Source organism: Corynebacterium sp. P3-F1 (assembly GCF_030503635.1).
Lineage (GTDB): Bacteria > Actinomycetota > Actinomycetes > Mycobacteriales > Mycobacteriaceae > Corynebacterium.
In genome coordinates this window covers 934019-949891 of the sequence record NZ_CP129965.1, presented here as the reverse complement: position 1 = coordinate 949891, position 15873 = coordinate 934019, and the positions used below count along the sequence as shown (strand labels likewise).

Annotated in this window: 17 protein-coding genes; 11 read left to right on the top strand and 6 right to left on the bottom strand. The window is 65.7% G+C overall.

Annotated elements, in window-relative coordinates:
• Positions 1-17 precede the first annotated feature (17 nt).
• Positions 18-965, bottom strand: a complete 948-nt coding sequence (locus QYQ98_RS04540) for an A/G-specific adenine glycosylase (protein WP_302007564.1) — start codon at positions 963-965, stop codon at positions 18-20.
• Here QYQ98_RS04540 and QYQ98_RS04535 point away from each other — a divergent pair.
• Together QYQ98_RS04535 and QYQ98_RS04530 are read left to right on the top strand one after the other, a co-directional pair.
• Entirely contained in the window at positions 964-1578 is a 615-nt protein-coding gene (locus tag QYQ98_RS04535; RefSeq protein ID WP_302007563.1) for a carbonic anhydrase, read from the top strand. The genes QYQ98_RS04540 and QYQ98_RS04535 overlap by 2 nt on opposite strands.
• Positions 1579-1695: 117 nt before the next feature.
• Complete coding sequence (locus QYQ98_RS04530) at positions 1696-2499, top strand: hypothetical protein (protein WP_302007562.1); 804 nt, start codon at positions 1696-1698, stop codon at positions 2497-2499.
• Between the two features lie 63 nt (positions 2500-2562).
• Here QYQ98_RS04530 and disA read toward each other — a convergent pair whose 3' ends face one another.
• The 3 genes from disA to QYQ98_RS04515 form a co-directional block, all read right to left on the bottom strand.
• On the bottom strand, positions 2563-3603 hold the full coding sequence (disA, locus tag QYQ98_RS04525; RefSeq protein ID WP_302007561.1) for a DNA integrity scanning diadenylate cyclase DisA: 1041 nt from the start codon (positions 3601-3603) through the stop codon (positions 2563-2565).
• A 12-nt stretch (positions 3604-3615) separates the two neighbouring features.
• Positions 3616-5115 (bottom strand): DNA repair protein RadA, encoded by a 1500-nt coding sequence (locus QYQ98_RS04520; RefSeq protein WP_302007560.1) that lies wholly within the window; start codon positions 5113-5115, stop codon positions 3616-3618.
• A gap of 71 nt (positions 5116-5186) precedes the next feature.
• Positions 5187-5780, bottom strand: a complete 594-nt coding sequence (locus QYQ98_RS04515; RefSeq protein WP_302007559.1) for a hypothetical protein — start codon at positions 5778-5780, stop codon at positions 5187-5189.
• A gap of 252 nt (positions 5781-6032) precedes the next feature.
• Here QYQ98_RS04515 and QYQ98_RS04510 point away from each other — a divergent pair, with 252 nt between their 5' ends.
• The 8 genes from QYQ98_RS04510 to rlmB all read left to right on the top strand — a co-directional run bounded on the left by QYQ98_RS04510 (position 6033) and on the right by rlmB (position 12938).
• Positions 6033-6626: a CarD family transcriptional regulator gene (locus QYQ98_RS04510; RefSeq protein WP_302007558.1), complete on the top strand. Its 594-nt coding sequence runs from the start codon at positions 6033-6035 to the stop codon at positions 6624-6626.
• On the top strand, positions 6610-7461 hold the full coding sequence (locus QYQ98_RS04505) for a 2-C-methyl-D-erythritol 4-phosphate cytidylyltransferase (RefSeq protein ID WP_302007557.1): 852 nt from the start codon (positions 6610-6612) through the stop codon (positions 7459-7461). The genes QYQ98_RS04510 and QYQ98_RS04505 overlap by 17 nt, the downstream gene beginning before the upstream one ends.
• Before the next feature lie 86 nt (positions 7462-7547).
• On the top strand, positions 7548-8030 hold the full coding sequence (ispF, locus tag QYQ98_RS04500) for a 2-C-methyl-D-erythritol 2,4-cyclodiphosphate synthase (protein ID WP_302007556.1): 483 nt from the start codon (positions 7548-7550) through the stop codon (positions 8028-8030).
• Positions 8031-8095: 65 nt separating this feature from the next.
• Positions 8096-9349, top strand: a complete 1254-nt coding sequence (locus QYQ98_RS04495) for a hypothetical protein (protein ID WP_302007554.1) — start codon at positions 8096-8098, stop codon at positions 9347-9349.
• 33 nt (positions 9350-9382) lie between these two features.
• Positions 9383-9955 carry a hypothetical protein gene (locus QYQ98_RS04490; RefSeq protein ID WP_302007553.1) on the top strand — a complete coding sequence of 191 codons (573 nt, stop codon included), beginning with the start codon at positions 9383-9385 and terminating at the stop codon, positions 9953-9955.
• Positions 9956-10522, top strand: a complete 567-nt coding sequence (locus tag QYQ98_RS04485) for a hypothetical protein (protein WP_302007552.1) — start codon at positions 9956-9958, stop codon at positions 10520-10522.
• Between the two features lie 9 nt (positions 10523-10531).
• Entirely contained in the window at positions 10532-11989 is a 1458-nt protein-coding gene (gene cysS, locus QYQ98_RS04480) for a cysteine--tRNA ligase (protein ID WP_302007551.1), read from the top strand.
• Positions 11982-12938 carry a 23S rRNA (guanosine(2251)-2'-O)-methyltransferase RlmB gene (gene rlmB, locus QYQ98_RS04475; RefSeq protein ID WP_302007550.1) on the top strand — a complete coding sequence of 319 codons (957 nt, stop codon included), beginning with the start codon at positions 11982-11984 and terminating at the stop codon, positions 12936-12938. The genes cysS and rlmB overlap by 8 nt, the downstream gene beginning before the upstream one ends.
• A gap of 107 nt (positions 12939-13045) precedes the next feature.
• On the opposite strand, the gene QYQ98_RS04470 is transcribed toward rlmB, so the two are convergent.
• On the bottom strand, positions 13046-13945 hold the full coding sequence (locus tag QYQ98_RS04470; RefSeq protein ID WP_302007548.1) for a PHB depolymerase family esterase: 900 nt from the start codon (positions 13943-13945) through the stop codon (positions 13046-13048).
• 18 nt (positions 13946-13963) lie between these two features.
• On the opposite strand from QYQ98_RS04470, the gene QYQ98_RS04465 reads away from it, so the two are divergent.
• Positions 13964-15106: a LacI family DNA-binding transcriptional regulator gene (locus tag QYQ98_RS04465; protein ID WP_302007547.1), complete on the top strand. Its 1143-nt coding sequence runs from the start codon at positions 13964-13966 to the stop codon at positions 15104-15106.
• On the opposite strand, the gene otsB is transcribed toward QYQ98_RS04465, so the two are convergent.
• Positions 15048-15872 carry a trehalose-phosphatase gene (gene otsB, locus QYQ98_RS04460; protein ID WP_302007546.1) on the bottom strand — a complete coding sequence of 275 codons (825 nt, stop codon included), beginning with the start codon at positions 15870-15872 and terminating at the stop codon, positions 15048-15050. The two genes, QYQ98_RS04465 and otsB, sit on opposite strands and share 59 nt — an antisense overlap.
• Between the last annotated feature and the right edge of the window lies 1 nt (position 15873).

Sequence of the window (15873 nt, the reverse complement as noted above, 5' to 3'; positions counted from 1 at the left end):
GACCTGCACGCTCTAGGCTAAGGAAGGCGGAACCGCCCATTGGCGTCTTGGGTGGCCAGCCCGTCTTCTAGGAGCGAATAGAGGGCGCGCGAGCGCTGGGCATCGTCGGACCAGACCAGGTCGATCTCGGATTGGGGGACGGGTTCGGATGCCTCGCGCAGGATTTTCATGATCTTGCCCCGCACTTGGCGGTCGGTGCCGGCGAATTTCTGGACTTTGCGGCGGGCGAGCTCTTCGGCGGTAGGGGCAGGAGAGCCGGCTGCGAGCCAGGCGCAATCATCGCGGAGGGGGCATGAGGAACATGCCGGGTTCGTAGCGGTGCAGACAAGGGCGCCGAGTTCCATGAGGCCGGCGGAGAACATGGCGGCGTCGGTAGCGCGGTCGGGAGTGCGGGGGGCGGGAGCAGCACCGGCGGCATCGGGGGCGGGAGCGGCAGCGCCGGGAAGCAGCTCGGCAACCCACTCGAGCTCCGCTTTCTGTGGACGAGCGATGGGCCGGCCGAGGACAGCGCGGGCGTAAACGCGCCGGACATTGGTGTCCACGACGGGTACGGCTTGGCCGTACGCGAAGGCGGCGACGGCACGGGCGGTGTAGTCGCCGATGCCGGGGAGGGCGAGTAGGGCGGGGACGGAAGGGGGAACGTGGTTGGACCAGTCATCGGCAAGCGTTTGTGCGCATTCTTTGAGGCGTAGCGCGCGGCGCGGGTAGCCGAGGGTGCCCCAGGCGCGGAGGACGTCGTCGGTGGAGGCGGCGGCGAGGTCGGCGGGAGTGGGCCAGCGAGCGATCCATTCTTCCCAGATGGGGGCGACGCGGGCGACGGGGGTTTGGTGGCTCATCACTTCGGAGAGGAGCACGCCCCATGGGGTGGTTCCGGGGCGGCGCCAGGGAAGGTCGCGGGCGTTGGCGCGGTACCAGGCGATCACTGTGGCGGTATCAATCACAATGCGTGCAAGAATAGTGGCCATGACTTTCCGGAAGGTTCCGCGGGATGCGTGGGAGCGTCTCGCCGCGGGTAACGCGAGGTTCGCAAGCGATGCCCCTGAGCACCCGAACACCAATGCTTATCGACGTCTCGAGCTCCGCTCCGGCCAGGAACCCTTCGCCGCTGTGCTGGCGTGCTCGGATTCGCGGGTGCCGGTGGAGATGCTTTTCGATGCCGGCCTCGGCGACCTCTTTGTCATCCGCACCGCCGGCGGCTGTGTCGACGCGACTGTGACCGGTTCCCTGGAGTACGCGGTGGAGTCGCTGGGCGTGTCGCTGATCGTGGTGTTGAGCCACGAGAGCTGCGGCGCGATCGGGGCGGCGGTGACATCTTTCGAGGACGGGGATCTGCCGGCGGACCTGACACGCGTGTTCGTGGAGAAGATCGCGCCGAGTGTCTTGGCTGCGAAGAAGTCCGGGCGTTCGGACCGCGCCGGGATCGAGGAAGTCCATGCGGAGGTGACCGCGGAGCACATCATGGCGCGCATTCCTTCCCTGCAGGAGAAGGTTGAGGATGGCAGCGTCGGTGTTGTCGCCGCAAGATACAGGCTTGAAGATGGCCGCGTCACAAGCGTTCAGGAGCATTTCGCGGGATAGGATCACGGTGTGACACACCAACCGCCCTACCGACCTGACCGCCCTAGCGACCGTTCCAGCCGACCGGACCTTGCGGGCCGTTCTAGCCACTCCGGCCGCTCTGGCCGTGTGAACGGTGTGAACAGCGCAGATCCCCACGGTTCTTCCGATGGTTATGGGGAGGAGCGTCGAGAGCCGCTGCCGCAGGAGATTTACACCCGGCGCCGTATCGCGGCTGTCGTGGTGATTCTGGCGCTTGTGGCGCTGGTGGTGTGGGCTCTGACCGCGTTCGCGCGGTCAGGTGGGGATGATGCGCAGGAGACTCCGACGGCTGCGCCGTCGACGCTTGTGACCACTCCGACGGAGCCGAACCCGGGGGAGACATCAGGCACCGAAACAGCGACGGAGACCAATTCCTCCGGCACCGAGACGGCTTCGAGCGATGCCGCAGCGACGGAGGAGCAGAAGCTCGGCGAGTCTGAGGGGGCAGAACCCACCGCTAAGGAGGACGCTGAGGCCTTGGCAGCCAAGACGACTTGTGAGTTGAGTGATCTGCAGCTGACCACCGAGCTGAACAAGACTGCCTTCGCCCCGGGGGATCCTGCCTCGGAGCGGAAATTCAGCGTGGTTATCCATAACCCGACGGGTGGGGACTGCGTGATCGACACTGATGAGAATCCGCTGCGTTTCGCCGCGTTCTCCATTGAGCGCGAGGGCTTTCAGCAGATCTGGAGCGACACCGACTGCAACAAGCCGATGATCACTGGCAAAGAGACGTTCGCTGCCGGTGAGAGCCGCAAGTTCACCGCGGAGTGGTCCGGTCTGGATTCCGCACCCCAGCGTTGCGACGCCCGCCAGACCGCCGCCCCCGGCGCCTACGCCGCCGTCGGATTCCTTGGTGAAAAGAGTTCTGACCCGGTGACCTTCAACATCACCGGCTAGCACAAGGGAATTCGGGTGCCGGCACGCGGTGCAGCCCGGCCCCCGAGGCGCCCGGCCCAGCAGCTAGGCGAAGCGGCGCAGCCCCTCCACGATGTGGCGCGCCCACAGCGGCGAGACATTCTCGGCGGCGGCGAGCTGCTGAGCATCGGCGGCGCGAATGGCGTCCAGGTCGCCAAATTCGGAGACGATGTAGTCGATGAGGAATTTCTGCACGCGGGGGATGCGTGTCAGGGCGCGGTAGCCGCGAGGGGTGACGGCCTCCATGAGGTTCTCCTCGGTCGCGGGCAGGCCGAGGGTGCTGGCCAGGGCGGAGGTGTTGAGAAGTTCGGGGTCGGGGAGGAGGTCGAGGGAGGCGATCGTGTCGTCGATAAGCGAATTGCTCGGCGTGCCGTCGGCGACGAGGTAGTCGCACACCAGCATGGCAATGTCGTGGTAGATATTGCCGCGGAGTTCGCTGAGCTGGAGACGCAGCTGGCGTGCGTCGGAACCGAGCTCGAGGATCTGGTCGTCGACGTCGCGGGCGGCGCGCTGCAGGAGCAGCTGGCGCTGGAGGAGGTGCAGGACGTCCTCGACCGTGGCGTAGCGGTTCATCTCCGCGACGCTGAGGCGCTGGTTGGCTTTGTCGACGCGTGAGCGGTACTGCTCCACCGTCGCGATCGCTTGGCGGGCGCGCGTCATCATGACGACGGGCTCCTCGACCACGTGCCGTTTGCCGTCGGCGTAGACGGTGACAATGTTCATCGACGCGGACACGGACACCACCGGCACACCAGTGTGAAGAGCGGTGCGCTCGGCGGCGCGGTGGCGGGTGCCGGTCTCCGACGTAGGGAACGCGGGCGACGGCACGAGCTGGACGTTGGCGCGGGTGATGCGGGTGGCGTCGTCGGAAAGAATGACGGCGCCGTCCATCTTGGACAGCTCGCGCAGCAGCGTCGGGGTGAACGGCACGTCGAATTCGATGCCGCCGTCGCACACCTCCGCCACTTCGGGGCCGTCGCCGAGCACAATCAGCGCGCCTGTGTGGCCCCGTTTGATGCGCTCGAGGCCGTTGCGCAGCTCAGTCCCGGGCGCGAGGCGTTGCAGCGTGTCACGCATGAAGGTCATAAGAAACGCAGTCTACTTCCGCTTATCGACGCACGCGATCGCCTCCCCCAGCGTCCCCATCCCCTGGACTCTCATGCCGGGGATCCGGGTGTCGCTGCCGGCGGGCACGATGGCGTTCTGGTACCCGAGTCGCGCAGCTTCAGCGAGGCGGCGGTCGAGGTTGGGGACGCGCCGCAGCTCGCCCGCGAGACCAACCTCGCCGATCACGACTGTCTTCGGGGGAAGGGGCTGGTTGTGGAGACTCGACCAGGTAGCCAGCGCTACCGCGAGATCTGTCGCCGTTTCTGTGATGCGCATTCCGCCGACGGTGGCGACGTAGGCGTCTTTGTCGTTGGTGCGCTCCCCACAGCGCGCCTGGAGAACCGCCAGCACCATGGGGACACGGTTGAAGTCCAGCCCGGTCACAACGCGGCGGGGCGATTTGTTGACGGGGTCGACGGTGAGGGCCTGCACCTCGGCGAGGATCGGGCGCACCCCGTCCATTGCCACAGTGACGGCGGAGCCGTCCGGGGTCTGGCCGCGGTGGGACAGGAAGAGCCCGGATGGGTCGGCGACTTCGCGGATGCCGTCGGACGTCTGCTCGAAGCAGCCGACTTCGTCGGTGGCCCCGAAACGGTTTTTCAGCCCGCGGAGCATGCGCAAGCTTGTTTGTCGGTCGCCTTCGAAAGTGAGGACAACATCGACGAGGTGCTCCAGGACCCGGGGCCCGGCGACGTTGCCGTCTTTGGTTACGTGGCCGACGAGAAGAATGGGCAGATTCGTCGTTTTCGCCAGAGTGGTCAGCGCTGCGGTGACAGCGCGCGACTGGGCGACACCGCCCGCGACGCCCTCTACGCCCGGCGCCTGCATGGTCTGCACTGAGTCGACGATGAGCAAACTCGGCTTCACCTGTTCGACGTGCCCGAACACCACGTCCAGATTGGATTCTGCGGCGAGGTAGAGCCTGTCGTTGAGTCCGCCGGTACGCTCCGCGCGGCCGCGGACTTGGGCAGCGGACTCCTCCGCGGTGACGTAAAGGGCGGTGCGCCCGTAAGAGAGATGGTTCTGATCGGTGTGGTTCTGCGAGGAACCGCTCTGGCTGGCCTGGCTTTGAGCGACGGCATCTGCGGTGCCCGTAGCACCGGAGGCCGTGGCCGGGGTGCCGTCAGCGGCAGCCCAGCGGCTCGCGACCTCAAGCAACAGGGTCGACTTGCCCACACCGGGCTCGCCGGAAAGGAGAACCACTGAGCCGGGGACAACGCCGCCACCGAGGACGCGGTCGAGTTCGGAGATGCCGGAGGGGCGTCGATAAGCCGAGCTGGCCGTGATTTTCGTGATTGGCTGGGCGGCGCTGGTGGGCGTGAGTCCGCGGGGTGCGCCGGCGCTCAAGCCGGGCGAGCGGGACAAACTCGCGGCCGGGGCGCTGGACAGCTCCTGGAGGGTGCCCCACGCGCCGCATTCTGGGCAGCGGCCGAGCCACTTCGGGGACGAGTAACCGCACTCGGTGCAGGTGTGGACGGTGCGTTTCTTCATCCCCCGGCAGCCTGATTAGCCTGATTAGTCCGTGGCACCGCCGCGCAGAGGTGGCACTGCCTGTCCAAGGACTAGTTGGAGTGGTGCTTTTCCTCGAGGGCCTTCTCGGCCTCCGGCTCGCGGTCGGTCTGGCCGGACTCGACGGTCGGAGCCGAGATGGTGGCGACGGTTTCGATCGTGCCGGAGTCGAAGGTGAACGTCACCGGGAGGTTGCCGCCGTAGGCGAAGTCGCGGTTGTTCAGAGAAGTCTCCACGTACTGGATGGTTTCGCTGTCGGACTGCGGCATCTTCTGCAGGCCCTCGGTGGAGTCGCCGACGATGCTGGTGTTGTAGCCCATCGGCTTGACGGAACCGAGCTGGACTGCCTGGCCGTCGACCTCCGCGGACTGCAGCTGGTGCTCGCGCATGTCGTAGTCCTGGTTGGTGGCGGTGAACTTCAGCGCGGCCTGGCCGGACTCGTCGAGGAGCACGGTGACGTCGCGGACGGCGACGGAGCCGTCCTCGGTCTGGGCGCTGGCGCCGTTGACGGCCGCGACCTGGGAAGAGGTCTGGGTGATCTGGCCTGCCGAGCATGCAGCGAGCAGCAATGCGGAAGCGGCGGCGACAGAAACAGCGCCTCCGCGGCGAGCGACCGACTTCAGGGACTTCACGTCGATGTCCTCCATAGAGAGTTTTTTAAGGCGTATCAACGACTCACCTTAGCCTTTCGGCAGTCCCAATACACAGTTTCTGTGGGCTCCGGAGACGTACCCCACGCCCAAACAGGGGTCATCCGGGGGTATCCGCGTGGGGGCGGGCGCGGGCGAAGGGCGGCTGCCGGTGCGGCGTCGTCGTCCCGGCGGCGGGCGGGCAGCCGGGTTAAAGCAGGTGCTAGAATCGTCTCGTTGCTTTGGAACCCGCCTTAAAGAGGAGACTTCATGGATTTCACAGTCGGAGAAGTGGTCGTCTACCCGCACCACGGTGCGGCCCGTATCGCCGACATTGAAAAGCGTGAGATGGGCGGGGAAGAACTCGACTTCTTGGTCCTTAACATCCTGCAGTCTGATCTTTCGGTGCGTGTGCCGGTGAAGAACGCGGAGCTGGTAGGTGTCCGCGATGTTGTGGGTGAGGAGGGCCTGCGGAAGGTTTTCTCTGTCCTGCGTGAGACGGATGTGGAGGAGGCCGGTAACTGGTCCCGGCGCTATAAGGCGAATCAGGAACGTCTCGCATCGGGTGACATTAATAAGGTCGCCGAGGTCGTGCGTGATCTGTGGCGCCGTGACCAAGGTCGTGGCCTGTCCGCCGGCGAGAAGCGCATGCTGGGCAAGGCCCGCCAAATCCTCGTGGGCGAATTGGCGCTTGCGGAGCCGGTGGATGAGAAGAAGGCCGACGGGATGGAGAAGGAGATCCAGTCGGTGATCGCGCGCCATGTCGAGCAGGGGCTTGTGGAGAAGCCGCGCGAGGATTTCGATCCTGAGGATGACGTCGATCTGGATGATCTCAGCTTCGACGACGATGACAGCGAGGACTAGCGGGGGCAACGGCACGAGTTCCCCAGTCGTCGCGTTGATCGCCGCCGCCGGCCGTGGGACGCGGCTGGGTGCGGAGATTCCGAAGGCGTACGTGCCGTTGCGCGGCCGGTCGCTGCTGGAGCGCTCGGTAACCGCGATGGAGACGTCCGAGATCGTCGATCACATCGGCGTGATTGTCAGCCCTGACATGGAGTCGCACGCGCGCAATTTGTTGCGCGGCCACGACGTCCAGTTCATTCACGGTGCCGGCGAGCGGGCGGACTCTGTGTGGGAGGGCCTCAAGGCACTTTCGCCTATCGACGCCACTGTGCTCATCCACGACGCCGCCCGCGCCCTGACCCCGCCCGGAATGATCGCCCGTGTCGCCCGTGCAGTCCTGGACGGGGCACCGGCGGTTGTGCCAGTTTTGCCGGTTGCCGACACAATCAAGCGCGTCACCGAGGACGGTGCGACCGTGGCGGGTACTCCCGACCGCGCGACGTTGCGGGCTGTGCAGACACCGCAGGGTTTCGACTTGGCTACCTTGCGCGCAGCGAATGAGAAATACTTTGCTCAGGTCGGCTCGGCTGCGGCTGGAAGAATCAGCGGAGATACCGGCGGACAAACTGTCGCCGCAGGCTCCGCCGCCTCAGGGGCTGACGCAGCCACCGGTGTTGGGCACCCCGGCTTTACCGCCACGGATGACGCTAGCTTGATGGAGTGGTTCGGTGTTCCTGTGACGACGGTGCAGGGCGACCCGATGGCCTTCAAGATCACCACGCCCATTGACCTGGTGCTCGCTGAGCGCATCACTGAGGAAGCGGAGCCCACTGTCTTCGACGTGCCTGACAGCTAGCTCCGCGGTCGGTAGCTAGTTCTGCTTCTGGCATCCGGCTCCGCTTGCAGCACCGGCAGCCCCGGCATACAGCTAGGGTCGGGGTCATGACTGATTTGCGCGTCGGCACTGCTTTTGACGCTCACCAGATTCAGGACGGGAAACCGTGCTGGATCGCGGGCCTGCTATTTGAGGACGCCGCTGGTTGTGAGGGACATTCGGACGGGGACGTGGTTTCCCACGCGATCGTGGATGCGGTACTTTCCGCTGCGGGGCTGGGGGACCTGGGCAGCTTCGTGGGGGTCGGTCGTCCGGAGTATGCGGGTGTGACGGGGGAGAGGTTGTTGGGGGAGTTGAGGGGGTTCGTCGATAAGCGTGGCTTCCGCGTGGTGAACGTGTCGGCGCAGCTGATCGCGCAGACGCCGAAGATGGGGCCGGTACGCGAGGAAGCGGAGCAGGTGTTGTCGGAAGCGCTGGGCGCGCCGGTGTCTGTGAGCGCGACGACGACGGACCACATGGGTTTCACCGGGGACGGCCAAGGCAGGGCTGCGATTGCGACCGCGCTGGTGGAACGAAAGTACCCACTCTAAGAACTTAAGTCTCTTACCTGCTGTTTCAGGTTTCGCCCAGCGGAACACAGGGTTACGTTGATGTCATGCAGACATTGACAAGACGGGCTCTGGCGGCTGCGGCGGCGCTCGCACTCATACAGGCGCCGGTTGCCGAGGCGGTCCCCGCGATGCCGCAGGGGTACCCGATCGAGAACCTCGACACGAAGTGCGCTGCCGGTGTGACCCCGGAATGGCGGTATGGGGAAACGGCGCGGCGCTACCTCGCGGACGGCACGTTCCAGTTCACCAACCGCACTGACCACACTGTTCCCTACACAGCGACAGTGGAGACGGGAACGAACCACAAGATCGAAGCCAATTCGAAGGCGGCGCTCCCAAACGGCTGGGACACCACGGCCAAGATGGACATCGGTCTGAAGGAATCTAATGGGTGGATCGAGGGCGAGACGTTCGGCCCGATCAAGCTCGGCCCCGGCGAATCATTCCGGGTGGATTATGGGGTGCTGGAGAAGGACTTCATCTCCATGTTCGTAACCTGCGACGGCGGCGTGCTCCGCAACGCCCCGGGTGCGAACGTTATCCGTGGCACCGGCCCAGCGGAGCGCTACGCATTCGCCTACATCATCAAAGCTGACGGTTCCGTGTCCAACCTGGCAATGGAGATCCCGTCGCGGGCGGAAGGCGCGAACTCGAAGCCGGCGGGCAAAACGTACACGGCAACCTCAGGGCCAAGCTTGGAGAAGATCGCGAGCGACCGTGACACGACAGTGATGCCGGATGCCAGCTTTCGGCGCGATGCGGAGTGGCCGGCCAAAGGCCAGCCGGCCAAAAGCGGCGACAAGTCCTACTACCCGTACGACATTGAGGCGCTCGCGCCGACCTACCGCAAACCCGGGTACTCCCAGGACTTCCTGAATTGGTCCAAGGGCGACTACACGTTCCGGCCGGTGACGGACTACGTCGTCGGCGCGGAGAACAATCAGTACGTCAATTGGATGGGCGAGAGCGGCCGACTCCCCGCCGGTTGGCTCACCTCAGTCGGTGCGGTCAAACGCGCGTACATGCCGGTGGGCACAGCGCTGAAACCGATCGACTTGAAGCCGGGTGAGCGCGTCCGCGTGGAATACGGAACGACGATGATCCGAATCAACTACAGGGAGATTTCCGCCGGACGCGACGGAACATACTCCCGAATCACTGCTCAACCGCAGTCCAGCGCACCGAGCGGCTTCTGGGCCGAAGCCACCGTGACAAGCCCGGGCGGTGCAACGCGAACTCTCGACGTCACGCCGGAGGAGTACCGTAACCTCCCCGTCCCCACCCAGACCCACCTTTAACTAAGCCCCAACTGAACCAAAAAGGAATCGGACATGAAACGCATCATTGCCGCAGCCACCGCTGTGACCCTCGCCATTGCACCTGCTGTCGTCGCGCCCGCCGTGAACGCACTGCCGCAGCGCGACTTCGACGCCACGAACCCCACTACTATCGGCGAACGCTGCGCCAACCCAGGTGACCGCGGCCAGACCGTCGAGATCGTCCGCAGCTACTTCGACGGGTCCGCAGGCACGTGGACGGTGTCGAACTACAACGACGAGCCGCTGCCGCTGACCCGTTCCATCAAAGAGACGAAGACCAAGACGTGGAACGTCACCGCAGGCTTGAGCTTCGACGTGGCCAAATTGATCCAGTTCACCTTCTCCACCAGTTACACCACCCAACAGACGTATGAGGTCGGCGAGCAGGTAGGGCCGTACAACGTCGCGCCGGGCAAGACGGCGGTCATGCAGGCTGGCTGGATCGTCTCCGATTTCAAGGGGCAGGAAACCGTGTGTGGCAATGACAACACGTGGCATGCTGCGGGCAACACGTTCACGGCGACAATGCCGAAGGAGCGTCACGTCCGTGTGAGCACCCGCGACAACATGGACCGGGGCGCGTAAATGAAGGGATTCACCGCGGCGCTCCTGTCAGCTGCCACTGTTGTGGCCCTCGCAGCGCCCGCGCAGACGGCCCCAGCAGAGTTCGAATTGCCGCAACGCTGGAACGATGATCTCGCACCGGGATCGCACTGCGCGACACCAGGGCAGACGGACACGTACGTGACGGCTAAACGGCGCTGGTTCAAGCAGACCGACGCTGCCAGCGTGGCTAATTTCACCGATAAGCCAGTCCCGGTCTCCCAGACGGTGAAGGAGAAGCGGGAGGAAACACTCGAGGTCTCGGGGACCTTCACCCCGAAGGGTGACCTGGTGAAGAATATGTCGCGCGCTTACGGCTGGAAGTACGTGCACCAGGTGACGTGGGTTCTGAATCAAAAGGTCGGTCCGTACACACTCACCCCGAATACCCAGGGCCGCCTTGTCTGGGGCTTTACCATGCTCGACGGTGATGCCCAAGACGTGCGGTGCGGGGAGGATCAGGTGTGGGGTGCCGTCGGCAAGCAATATGCTTTCACCCTCCCTGAGGCGAGGTATGCGGAGCTGAGGATGGAGTCTGCGGATCTGTAGACTGCGGTTGTGACTCAACGCATTTTCGATACCGCGACCCGCTCTCTCCGCGATTTCGAGCCTGTCCGTGAGGGGCATGTCTCGATGTACGTGTGTGGTGCGACTCCGCAGTCCTCGCCGCACATCGGGCATCTGCGTTCGGGGGTGGCGTTCGACATTGTGCGCCGTTGGTTCCTGGCGAATGGCCAGGATGTGGCGTTCGTGCGCAATGTGACGGACATCGACGACAAGATTCTCACCAAGGCGGCGGAGAACGGCCGCCCCTGGTGGGAGTGGGTGTCCACGTACGAGCGCGAATTCACCCGCGCCTACAACACGTTGGGGGTGCTTCCGCCGAGCGTGGAGCCGCGCGCGACCGGGTTCGTCACTCAGATGGTCGATTACATGCAGCGCCTGATGGATAACGGCTTTGCGTACGCCGCCGATGGCTCGGTGTATTTCGACGTCGCGGCGTGGGTCGCGGCCGAGGGGTCGGATTACGGCTCCTTGTCCGGCAACCGTGTCGAGGAGATGGAGCAAGGCGAGTCGGACAACCGCGGCAAGCGCGGTGCGCACGATTTCGCGTTGTGGAAGGCGGCGAAGCCGGGTGAGCCGAGCTGGCCTACGCCGTGGGGCGACGGCCGCCCGGGGTGGCACTTGGAGTGCTCCGCGATGTCCACCTGGTACCTGGGTGGCGAGTTCGACATTCACGGCGGCGGCCTTGACCTGCAGTTCCCGCACCACGAGAACGAGCAGGCGCAGTCCCATGCCGCGGGCGACGGTTTCGCGAACTACTGGATGCACAACCACTGGGTGACCATGGCGGGCGAGAAGATGTCCAAGTCTCTGGGCAATGTGCTCAGCATCGACAACATGCTGGACACTGTGCGCCCAGTCGAGCTGCGCTACTACCTTGGGTCCGCGCATTACCGCAGCGTGCTCGAGTACTCGCTGGCAGCGCTCAAAGAAGCGGCAGTTGCTTATCGACGCATCGAGGACCTCATTTCCCGCACCTCCGCCACCGGCCCCGTTGAGCGCGGTACGTGGACAGATGCCTTCGCCGCGGCGATGAACGAGGACTTCGGTGTGCCGAAGGCGTTGGCCGAGATCCACAACGCTGTACGCGCCGGTAATAAGGCACTGGCGGACGGCGACGCGGCAAAGGCCCGCGAGTTGGCTGGTTCCGTCCGGGCGATGACTGCCGTGCTCGGTGTGGACCCTGTCGAGTGGGCGGAGAGGGCCGGTGCCGCTAGTGGCGCCGGCTTTGGATCCGGTGCTGGTGCTGGCGGTGGCGCGGCTGCCGAGGCCGCCTTGGACACGCTCGTCCGGGCCGAACTGGACCGCCGTGCGCAGGCCCGCACCGAAAAAGACTGGGCTACCGCCGACGACGTGCGCGACCGGTTGGCTGCCGCTGGGATTGAGGTCACCGACACCCCCGACGGTGCAACGTGGTCGCTGAAGGACCCGAAGGAGGACGGCAATGGCTAAACCGTACGAACGCCCCGATAAGCAGAAGAGAAACAAGAAGGGTGCCACCAAAGGGTCCGGCGGCCAACGCCGCCGTGGTCTCGCCGGCAAGGGGCCGACCCCGAAAGCCGAGGACCGTGTCTACCACTCCGCCCACAAGAAGAAGCTGGAGCGGCAGCGCCGCGATTCCGGCCGGCACGAACGTGAGCAGGCCGACCTCGTCGTCGGGCGCAACCCAGTCATCGAGTGCCTGCAGGCCAAGGTGCCGGCCGAAGCCCTGATCGTCGCGCAGGGCACCGGCCACGACGACCGTCTCAGCGAGGCAGTGCTCATGGCCAACACCCGGCAGATCCCGGTCCACGAGGTTCCGCGCCGGGAGCTGGATGCCATGACCGGCAACGGCATGCACCAGGGCATCGGCCTGAAGATCCAGCCGTACAAGTACGCCGATGTCTTCGACCTGATCGCGGCCGTCAACGAGCGGAACCAGACGGGCATGTTCGTGGTGCTGGACAACATCACCGACCCGCGCAACCTGGGTGCAGTGATCCGCTCCACCGCGGCGTTCGGCGGCCACGGCGTGATCATCCCGGAGCGTAGGTCCGCGCAGGTCAGTGGTGTTGCGTGGCGCACCTCCGCCGGCACCGCCGCCCGACTGCCGGTGGCACGCGCGACGAATATCACCCGCACCATCAAGCAGTTCAAGGACAACGGTTACATGGTTGTCGGCTTGGACGCAGGCGGGGAGCACACCCTGGACACGTTCCATGCCGCCACCGACCCCGTGGTCATCGTCGTCGGTTCCGAGGGCAAGGGCATCTCCCGCCTGGTACGCGAAAACTGCGATGTCATCATGTCCATCCCCACGGAGGACTGGGTGGAATCCCTCAACGCCTCCGTCGCAGCTGGTGTGGTGTTGAGCGAGTTCGCCCGCCAGCGCCGTGTGAACGCGAAACCGGGCGACGCGTAGCTGCCGCTTCTCTCCGGCTCCGTCTCCCGATCTCTGGGGATAATTCCCCGCAAGCGCGTGCCAATTCATGCTCATGGATGCTCGCTGGAGGCCTCCATGCCGGAGGCTCACAAGCCGAAGAACTGAGCCACCAGCTCGGCGCCGACTACTATGTCCGTGCCTGGGCCGATCTTGTCATCCAGCTTTTTCGGGCTGGGTACGAGGTGGCCCATGCCTTCTATGCTCCATAGCTCGACAGGGGCGGGAGTGTGCAAGGGAACGGCAGAGGGGACGGGGCTGGATTCGCTGGAGGCGGAGGCGGAGCCCCCGCGTGCGGGGGAGCCGGGCAGGCCGGGGCCGAAGCGGTCCACGCGCACGCCGTCGGCGGAGGCGGTGGTGTGGTGTGCCGGGTTCAGGCCGTTGAGCTCGGCGAAGTGGCGGGCGGAGTCGATGGCGGAGCGGGCGGTTCCGCGGTTGGCGGTGCCGATGCCGGACGGGCCGCCGTTGTAGGGCACGAGGGGGTCGGCGGTGCCCTGCACACACAGGACTGGTGTGGGAACCCAGTTGCCGGTGAGGGCTGCCAGCTCAGGGAGCAGATTGTCGTCGGTGGGCCAGGCGGAGCCGAAGCAGGCGATGCCGTCCAGCACACCGGGGCGTTCGAGGGCGAAGCGTTGGATCATCGCGCCGCCGTTGGAGAAACCGCAGCCGATCACGGGGCCGGTTGTCGGGGGGAGGAGGGAGGAGAGGAAGGAGGTGTCGTCGATAAGCAATTGGCGCGCTTTTTCCTGGAAGCCGACGCGGTGGTCGTTGAAGTGCCTGTCCACGCCGTCGGGGTAGAGCACGATGCATCCGAGGTCGGCGAGCGCGTCGAAGGTGTTGCCGGTGAAGCGGCGGGCGACGCTGCCGGATTGGAGCGAACCGTGCAGGAACAGAACGACGGGCGCGTCGTCGGCGGGGGAGTCGGGTAACACTTCGGTGAAGCGGCGCTGCATGCCGTCGTGCTCGATGGTGCGGCGGTTCACAATCACGCTGTATAGGGTAGCTACATGGCTCAAAGACGGGGCACGTTGGCATCGATCGCGGCGGAGGTGGGGGTGTCCCGCACGACGGTGTCGAATGCGTATAACCACCCGGACCAGTTGTCGCCGGAGCTGCGGGAGCGGATTTTGGCGGCGGCGCGGGCGCGCGGGTATGCGGGGCCGGATCCGACGGCGCGGAGTTTGCGTACGCGTCAGGCGGGTGCGGTCGGGGTGATTCTGACGGAGCATTTAGCGTATGCGTTTGAGGATCAGGCGTCGATAGATTTTCTTGCGGGGCTCAGTGAGAGCTCCGCGGGCGCGGGTAATGCGCTGACGCTCATTCCGTTGGGCCCCAATCAGGAAACGGCGGCGAGCCCGCTCATCGGGGCGGCGCTTGTCGACGCCTTCGTGGTCTACTCCGTCCCCCAATCCGAGCCCCATCTCGAGGCTGTCCGGGCCAGGGGTGTGCCGGTGGTGGTGTGCGACCAGCCGTACCCTGCCGATGCGGCAGCTGGCGGCGGGACGACGGGGATCGCGTATGTGGGCATCGAGGACGCGGAGGCCATCAAACCCGCCGCCCGTGCTTTGGTGGAGGCGGGGCACCGGCGCCTGGGCATTGTGGGCAAGCGGCTCTTCGGCGACGAGTCGCGCGAGGGCGCGGTGAGCCCGGCGGACGTGACGGGCGCGGACATGCACGTGCAGCGCGGACGCATCACGGGGGCGCTCGAGGTGTTCGCCGAAGCCGGCATTGGGGATGTGCCCATCGTCACCCGCCACTTCAACGACCACACCTCGGCTATCGACGCCGCCCGTGAGCTCTTCACTCTTGCCCCCGACGTGACCGCTGTTCTGTGCACCACCGACTCAATGGCGTTCGGTGTGCTGGACTATTGCGGGGAAGCTGGCTTGAATGTGCCGGGGGATGTTTCCGTGACGGGTTTTGATGGGGTGGAGCAGGCGCTCGCCCGCGGACTGACCACGGTTGTGCAGCCGAATCGGCGTAAAGGCGTGACAGTCGGGCAGGTGCTCAGTGAGCTTCTCGACGCGACCGGCGACGACCAGCCCGCGCCAGTTGCTTCGCGCCGCGCCGAGCCGGAGACAGCGCCGCGGGTCATTTTGCCGACGGAGTTTCGGCGTGGGCGGACTGTCGCGCCGCCGCGAGCTCGGTGAGGAAATCTGCGACCTGGGAAACCGAGCCGATCTGGTAATTCGCCGCGGTGTCTGAGAACGCCCCGCCGGTGTTCCCGGCCCCGGCGGGGCGCACCTTGATGCCCACATCCGCGCCGGGGCTGGTGTCTAGGACTTTCAGGGCGGTCTCGTCGGTCACGTCGTCGCCGGCGAAGAGCGTGGCGGAGTACCGGGTCTTCTCGGCTTCGAGCCAGCTGCCTTTGGTGATGTCGAGGGCAGAAAACTCTAGGATATTGTGGCCCGGGGTGACGGGGCGGCCGTGACTGGGCAGGTCCTCGGCCTGCTGCAGGATCGCGGCTGCAGCGGCTGGATCGGATTCGGCGAGCTTCATCACATGCAAAACTCGCTGGTAGGGCTTGATCTCGACGAAGGCGCCGGGGAGTGTGGTTGAGGAGGCGTCGATAAGCTGCTCGAGTGAGTGCTGGATTTCCGCGAGGTACGCGAGGTCGTCGGGGCTGAGTTCGGGTCCCCCTGTAGTGGGTTCTGCGCCGTGGGAGCCGACCAGCGTGACGGGTGGGCCGAGCGGGCAGACCTTCCGCAGGCCATCGAGGTGCCGGCCGGACAGGATGGCCACGTCGGTGCCGGGTAGCTGGGCGAGCGTCTTTAATGCGGCGATGGCTCGCGGGTCGGGTGTGACGGTGTAGGCATCGGTGCCGAGCGGGCAGATGGTGCCGTCGAAATCCATGCAGACCAGGAGAGTGTCGGCACCTGCGAGGCGTTCGATGGAGGTGTGCGGGGAGGGGAGCATT